The 6,540-nt window shown below is 50.1% G+C and carries 7 protein-coding genes; all 7 read right to left on the reverse strand.

Annotated elements, in window-relative coordinates; translation table 11 throughout:
• Genes NLX71_RS14440 through NLX71_RS14470 form a run of 7 tightly spaced genes read right to left on the reverse strand, consistent with a single transcriptional unit; the run spans window position 1 to window position 6,377 of the window.
• Window positions 1-912: a BtrH N-terminal domain-containing protein gene (locus NLX71_RS14440; RefSeq protein ID WP_254364386.1), complete on the reverse strand. Its 912-nt coding sequence runs from the start codon at window positions 910-912 to the stop codon at window positions 1-3.
• Window positions 893-1,309 carry a gamma-glutamylcyclotransferase family protein gene (locus NLX71_RS14445; protein WP_254364387.1) on the reverse strand — a complete coding sequence of 139 codons (417 nt, stop codon included), beginning with the start codon at window positions 1,307-1,309 and terminating at the stop codon, window positions 893-895. Before NLX71_RS14445 ends, NLX71_RS14440 begins: the two co-directional genes overlap by 20 nt.
• 33 nt (window positions 1,310-1,342) lie before the next feature.
• A complete protein-coding gene (locus NLX71_RS14450; RefSeq protein WP_254364388.1) occupies window positions 1,343-2,041 on the reverse strand; it encodes an SDR family oxidoreductase in 699 nt (232 codons plus the stop codon).
• Between the two features lie 15 nt (window positions 2,042-2,056).
• Entirely contained in the window at window positions 2,057-3,103 is a 1,047-nt protein-coding gene (locus tag NLX71_RS14455) for a zinc-binding dehydrogenase (protein WP_254364389.1), read from the reverse strand.
• A 21-nt stretch (window positions 3,104-3,124) separates the two neighbouring features.
• Window positions 3,125-3,967 carry a PIG-L deacetylase family protein gene (locus tag NLX71_RS14460; protein WP_254364390.1) on the reverse strand — a complete coding sequence of 281 codons (843 nt, stop codon included), beginning with the start codon at window positions 3,965-3,967 and terminating at the stop codon, window positions 3,125-3,127.
• A 2-nt stretch (window positions 3,968-3,969) separates the two neighbouring features.
• Complete coding sequence (locus NLX71_RS14465) at window positions 3,970-5,076, reverse strand: 2-deoxy-scyllo-inosose synthase (RefSeq protein ID WP_254364392.1); 1,107 nt, start codon at window positions 5,074-5,076, stop codon at window positions 3,970-3,972.
• Window positions 5,073-6,377: an aminotransferase class III-fold pyridoxal phosphate-dependent enzyme gene (locus tag NLX71_RS14470; RefSeq protein WP_254364393.1), complete on the reverse strand. Its 1,305-nt coding sequence runs from the start codon at window positions 6,375-6,377 to the stop codon at window positions 5,073-5,075. Before NLX71_RS14470 ends, NLX71_RS14465 begins: the two co-directional genes overlap by 4 nt.
• Window positions 6,378-6,540: the final 163 nt, after the last annotated feature.

The following is a 6,540-nucleotide window of genomic DNA, read 5'->3' on the forward strand; positions in this document are numbered from 1 at the left end:
CTAGCTTGCGTAACTGCGCTTCAGCCGCTGCAGAAAGCCTTCTTCCTGCTCTCTCAATTGCCGGATTCGATCGTTGAGACTGTTCCAATCGACTTTGCGGGCAACCATATATCTGCGAATGATTGTAGCGATGTTATTGGCCAGTTGATGGCTGTTCAACAAGGTCGCGATTTCTTCCGGATGATAGTCGATATATCGAAGAAACTTGGAGAACACATAACGCGAAGCGGCAATTAACCGGAAGCTGTGATCCATCGAAGTAAGCTGCCGTTCGTCGTAACCATGCATCTGACACCGAATCCGGTCGTAGAAGGCATAGTCGTCCTCGAAAGCATGCAGCCACCGAAGAAAGACACGGATGTCTTCCGATTTGTCGGTGTCCCGGTCTTCTTCATGAACATCCAAAACCAGAATGGATCTCATCTGCTCGGACAAGCTGTCGAAAGCCGATTCTACGTAGAACGAAGACAAATAGCCGTACAGTCCGTCCCAATCCTCCACATAATACTCGCGGCTTGGTTCATGATAGCCGGTTACGACAAGGGAATGGGTCGAATGAATCGCGTGAAAAGCCTCGGTGCGGTAGGGGAGATAATATTCATCTCCCCATAGGAACACGACTTTTTGATCATGCAGCTTTTCATTCAGATACGGCGAAGCATGCTTAAAGCTCTCAAAGCATAGCCGGTTCGGCGTTATTCCTATTCTCGCCAAATCTTGATCGGACAAGGACGGCTCCGAATACTTCCATTTGGTTTTGTTCTCGATAAACAATTGACGGTAGATCTCCACGGTGCTTTGATAGCTGTTGTAAAACAGAGGAATGACATTCACGTGACGAGTGTCCAAATGAGCGATGATCTGCGATTTTCGGCAATCGAAAAATTTCTCATCATAACGTGTGAGGGACATTGCGATTCTCCTCCGGCAAAGTCGCTTGTGACCGGTACTGCTTCCAATCGGTAAACCTGGTTTCCGAATAATCGTCGCGATTGTACACATACGTCCAGGTCTGCAGCTTCCCGCGCTCGACGTTCACTTCGCATTCCACCCTGTAAAACTGATTTTTTGGATCCTCCGGGCCAAAATACTGCTCCAGCTCGTCGATTCGCCGGAGGGCTTCCTCCGAAACCTCGTACAACTCCCCATGCACCACACTGCTTTCCAGCAGCAGTCCGGGAAAACCGTTTCCGCTATCTACCAGAGAACCGACAATGCTGGCATTGCGGGAAAGCAAGGTGGCGCCTTTCATATATTTGTGATTATTTTCCCCTTCCCGCAAAGTTCCGTACACAAACAGCTTGGGCATAACAGCTCCCCCTTTTACCATATAGCAGCCTGTTTACCAAGGGATGGGATGTCCCAAATAATCGACGATGTAGTCGCAATGCTCCTTCTGAGGCATTTCGACGATCCGGTCGTATAAATGACGAGCGATTTCCATCGGCTCGTAGGTTGCGTCCTCGCCCCCCATTTCGGTTTTCATCCATCCGGGGTGAACGGCCAGCGTCTTGAAATTTCTTGCCCGCAGATCCCGGTCAAGCAAACGGGTAAACATGTTCAGCGCCGCTTTGGATATGCAATACCCATAGTACTTGAGCGGAATTTCCGAGACGCTTCCGGCGTCAGAACTAATATTCAGGATCGTTTTATGCCGGCTGCTTTCCATCAGCGGAATGAAATATTTCGTTATGACCATCGGGCCCAATACATTCGTTTTCCATGTTTCCTCCAGGTCCGCCATCTCGACGTCCTCAATGTTTTTGCATCTCGTTCCTTCCCGTGCGGCATTATTGACGATCACGTCCACTACAGGCGTGATGGCCGCAACGGCTTGAGAAGCCTTTTGGATGGAGTCGTGGTCGCTGACGTCCAGCGGAAGGAGCTCCATCTTATCCCGATACGTATTTTTTAGCTGCCGCAACGGTTCGGCCTTGTCGATCCGCCGCACGCCGGCTATAACGCGATGCCCCTGCTCCAAGCATACCGTGGAAAGGCTTAATCCCAGCCCGCGATTGGCGCCTGTGATGAGAATAATCATTGCAATCCAAACCTCCTAATAAGTTAAAACGACCTGCAGGACTTGCTGCGGATTTTTATCGATCATTTCATAAGCTTTCGGCGCATCGCGAAAAGGTATCCGATGGCTGATCAGATTATGCAGCCTTAATTGGGACAGCAGGCCTTTTCCGATATTTCTTCTTCTGGCATCGTCGTACATATGGCTGATGGAAGGATCGATGCCAAGCGTTTGCGAAGCCCGGATCGTTATGCGATTTTGATGGAACTCTTCCGAGAGATTCAATACGGAATGCTCGCCTTGATACCAGCCCACGGCGGTAATGACCGTATCCGGCGCCGCGATGCGAATAGCCTGGTTCAAAGCCGCGGAATGGCCCGAAACCTCGAATACGGCATCGGCTCCGCGGTTATTGGTAATCTTTCTGATTTCTTTGGCCACATCCGCATGGCCGGGATTAACTATATAATCGACGGCGTTTTCCTTCGCGATCTCAAGTCTGTTTGGAAGCGGGTCCACCCCGACCACCGTCGCTCCCGACAGTTTGACCAACTGCGCGATTAATTGGCCCACGACCCCTAAGCCGGAAACGACAACAACGTCTCCGATCTTGATTCTCGTATCCAGCACGGCATTGTAGGCCGTCATTAAGTTCGTGTAAAAAATGCCGAGCTCGGGATGCAGCCCTTCTGGAAGCTTAAATATTTTCTTGTAGTGCTTGCATACGATCGATTGGTGCCTGCCGTGCGAAAACACGATATCTCCTACCGAAAATCCTTCTACCTCAGGGCCGACCTCGATGATTTTGCCTACGTTCGAATAGCCGATAAACCAAGCGTCGTCCTCGCAGCTTCGGATCGGGTATTTGATTTTTTGCTCTTCGCGGAGCTCCTCAAAGAGCCGCGTTTCCGAATCCATATCCCTGGTGAAATACGGCGCTATGCCCCGGTAAGCGCCCATCTCCGTTCCGTGACTGATGCCCGAATAAAGGGACTGAATGCGGCATTCGCCAGGCTTCAGAGGAAGTTCCTCTATCGTTTCTACAATTAATTGATAAGGGGCCGTGTACGTCAAAACTTCCATAAATTCATCTCTCCTTTTCTCTTACCTTTCGGTTGTTGTTGGTTGAAGCGGGGACGGACCCAACGAACCGAACAACCGGAACAAGGACTCGTCCGCTTCCCGGATCCAGAATCGTTCAAGCTCCGGAATGATCTCTCCGTTTCTAATGCCGCTTTCCGCATGCTCGCCGAACAAGCCAAGCAGCTGCGTTTTATATTCCAATACCGCGGTTAATTTGGCCGGATAATAGACGCTGCTTTTTACATCCGCCTGCACCCATCCGTCCTCCGAAAACTGGTGATCCTGCTGCCAATAAGGAAATTCGGCATAAAAGAGAACGCGATAGCCCAAGCTCAGCATGGCGGTTCCAAGTTTTGTCAACAATTGGTGGTCCACATGATTCGATACGGCCGGAAAAGCCCAGATATGGTTTTGATGCTTGTCGTACGACATCAAGCTCTTTGCGATTTGCGGCAGGAGACTTTCCTCGTCAAGCTGATGAGGAATGCCGAACAGCTCCTCCTCCGTTTCGTAATAGGCTTGCTCGTCCTCTCCCCGATAAATCGCATCCGGAAACGGGAGAACCTCGTGCCGCACGGCTCCCAGTTGTTGAAAGGCCTGGCAGTCCTCCTGATAACGAAGCGCTACCAGTAAGGAAAAGTGGCTTTCATCAATTTCCGCTTCCGGCAGCCCCAAATCTTCGGCCGCGTATTGCCGGGCGATCTCACTGGCACGAAACGGAAGCGGAGGGTAGCCTCCGAATATCGTAAGAACTTGACAGGAGTGCCCCCGCTGCTGCAGCTCCATCAACGTGGAGGCGCACGATAAGACGGCATCGTCGTAATGTGGCGAAATAAACAGGAATTGATGTTGTTGTTCGCTCATCCTTAGATCCCTACTTGGATCACTTCTTTGATCAAAGCTTTTCTTACCGGCGTAAGCAAGGATTGATTGTGGACATTCGGCTTTCCCACCCCGCCCAACAGAATCATCCCCAACCGCTCGTCGTCCAAGCGAATGTAGCCTCTTTTGTTATCGTGTATCAGGTAGTGAAAGACAGAATCCGGATGCGATTTGAGGGGGATATCGTCCAAAGCCCCGATTTTATTCAACAGCTTGTAGTGAACGGAGACATCCTCCTCGGATAGCAGCTCCATCCGGCTGGCGATTTTGGCGGCGTAGATCATGCCGACCGCAATCGCTTCTCCATGGGTCACGCCGCCTTGTTCCGCAAGCTCCAAGGCGTGTCCTATCGTATGACCGTATTCGAAGATAAGGCCGTTTTTTTTCTCATAGATATCTTCGCTCAAAAAAGACATCTTGGCGGATATACAGTATTCGATAAAGGTTTCCAACTGCTTGGGCGAGTAAACATTGGCCGCATTGAAATCGTCTTCCGTAAACCCTTTTCTCTCGCTCTCGGTGATCAGCATATTTTTGACCAGCTCGCACATGCCCGCCTTGACCTGCCGAGGAGGAGCTTGAGACAGCACGATCGTGTCGGCAAACACAAAGCGGGGCGGGTAATAAAATCCGACGAGGTTTTTCCCGCTTTTTAAATTCACGGCTTGCTTGATGGAAAGCACCGAATCCGATGCCGCCAAAAACGTGGTTGGCACATGAATAAGAGGAATTCCGCGAAACAGCATCCCTGCGGTGACTCCCGCAACGTTGCCGGTTAACCCCCCGCCAACCGCTACGATCGCACTCCGGCGATTCGCCCCGAGCCTGGTGGCTTCTTCCTGCAGCTTGGTGACGGTCGTCATGGTTTTCTGTTCTTCCCCGTCCGGGAAACGAAGAATGTGCACGGGCGCCAGTCTGCCGAATTGTCTGGCCGCATCATGAACGACAGGGTCCGGAACCCCGCTGTCCGAGATCAAGAAAAATCGGTCAAACTCGCTTTCTTGGATATAAAACGAGACCATCTCCAATGCATTCTCGCCAAATATAAAATCAAAGCAGTGGCTCCCGAAACAAATTCGTTTATTATTCATGTTTCATCCTCACCAATCAATTCATAGAGTATTGGAAGTTGTTCCTGATAAGGCAAAATATCCGATGCGCCGTCAATCATGTTCCAAGCAAACCTGAACGTTTGCTCATTTGTAACTCCTTTTCCGCGCAGATGTGCATATTTTTCCGATAGGACATCAACTACGTTCGCAAATCTGTGAATCAGATCTTTTTGTACGGCTTCGTCCATGCTTAAGGATACGGCTTGGTTATCTCCCTCGAACAAGATAATTCCTTGACGGTAGGCTTCCGCATAAAGCGATTTCTCCAGGTCCTCATCGCCGAATACGAGTTGAAACATCGCACCGCCGTTTACTTCGATCGGCAGCAAGGATCGGGCAAATAATTCGCTTAGCCCTTGAACAATACTTTTGCTGTAGGAACGAATGAAATCGTATCCCTGGCACGCTTCCATCTTTTGCAACGTTTCCAACGCAGAAATAACCGGAAGCATCTGATAATAGGAAGTAAACGTGTGTTCCTTGGTGGCAAGCATAATTTCTTCCGTGCTGACGACACAGGAAATGCGATGTCCGTTCGATAAGCCTTTGGAGAACACATAGATGTCGGCTTTTTGTTCGGTTACCATTTCCAGAGAAGAGCCTTGGCGGTAACGATACCCTTGCTTCACATCGTCGCAGCATACCAATACGCCGTGCGAGCGGCATATGGAAATGATTCTGTCCAGCGTCGCACCCGACAAATACGTATAATCGGGCGAGAAGATGACAACGGCCACTTGATCTTTGTACGCCGCCAAAGCGCGCTCCAGCAGCTCGGGAATGAAGTAAAATTCGATGACACCCTCGTCGTTCGGCTCCAGGAAAGCGGCTTTTTGTTTCCACATCGGGTCCCAGCCGTGATATCCGGCACTGATGACGATCCTTTTCTTGCTATATTCCCGTGCGGCATAGACGGCCGCCCGGCAAGCAGCCGTTCCGGTGGCATAGAAGGAAACTTTGACATCCGGCAAAGGGCTGTCTTGTTTGATTCGTTCCGCCAAATCGACGATCGGCTTGGAAGGGCCCGTCAGTATTTCGCCGTCCTGCTCCAGAAAGCGCCGTAGGGCGTCATGGATGTCGGGATCGTTATGTCCCAATAAAATGGCCCCTTTGCCGTTCATCAAGTCAATATAATCTTTGCCGTTGTAGTCAAACAAATAAGCCCCCTTGCCTCTGGAAAACATGACCCGGCCATTGGAATGATGATCGATGGGCGAGTCGATATAAGTACCGATTACCGAAAGCAGTTGTTCCGCGTTTTCACAAATTTCGTTATTCATCGCGCTATACGCCCCTTTGTTTAGATATAAAGAATTTCTGTAACTATTCAGGTATCTTATAAACGCCCAAAATCTCTGCTGTACGCGGCGGAGATTTTTTTGTAAACTTGTTCCATGGAAAGAGTCTTCATTTATTCTGGTTGTGTGTGAGGTGTAAGAGCGT

Source organism: Paenibacillus sp. MZ04-78.2, from assembly GCF_024213375.1.
Lineage (GTDB): Bacteria > Bacillota > Bacilli > Paenibacillales > NBRC-103111 > Paenibacillus_G.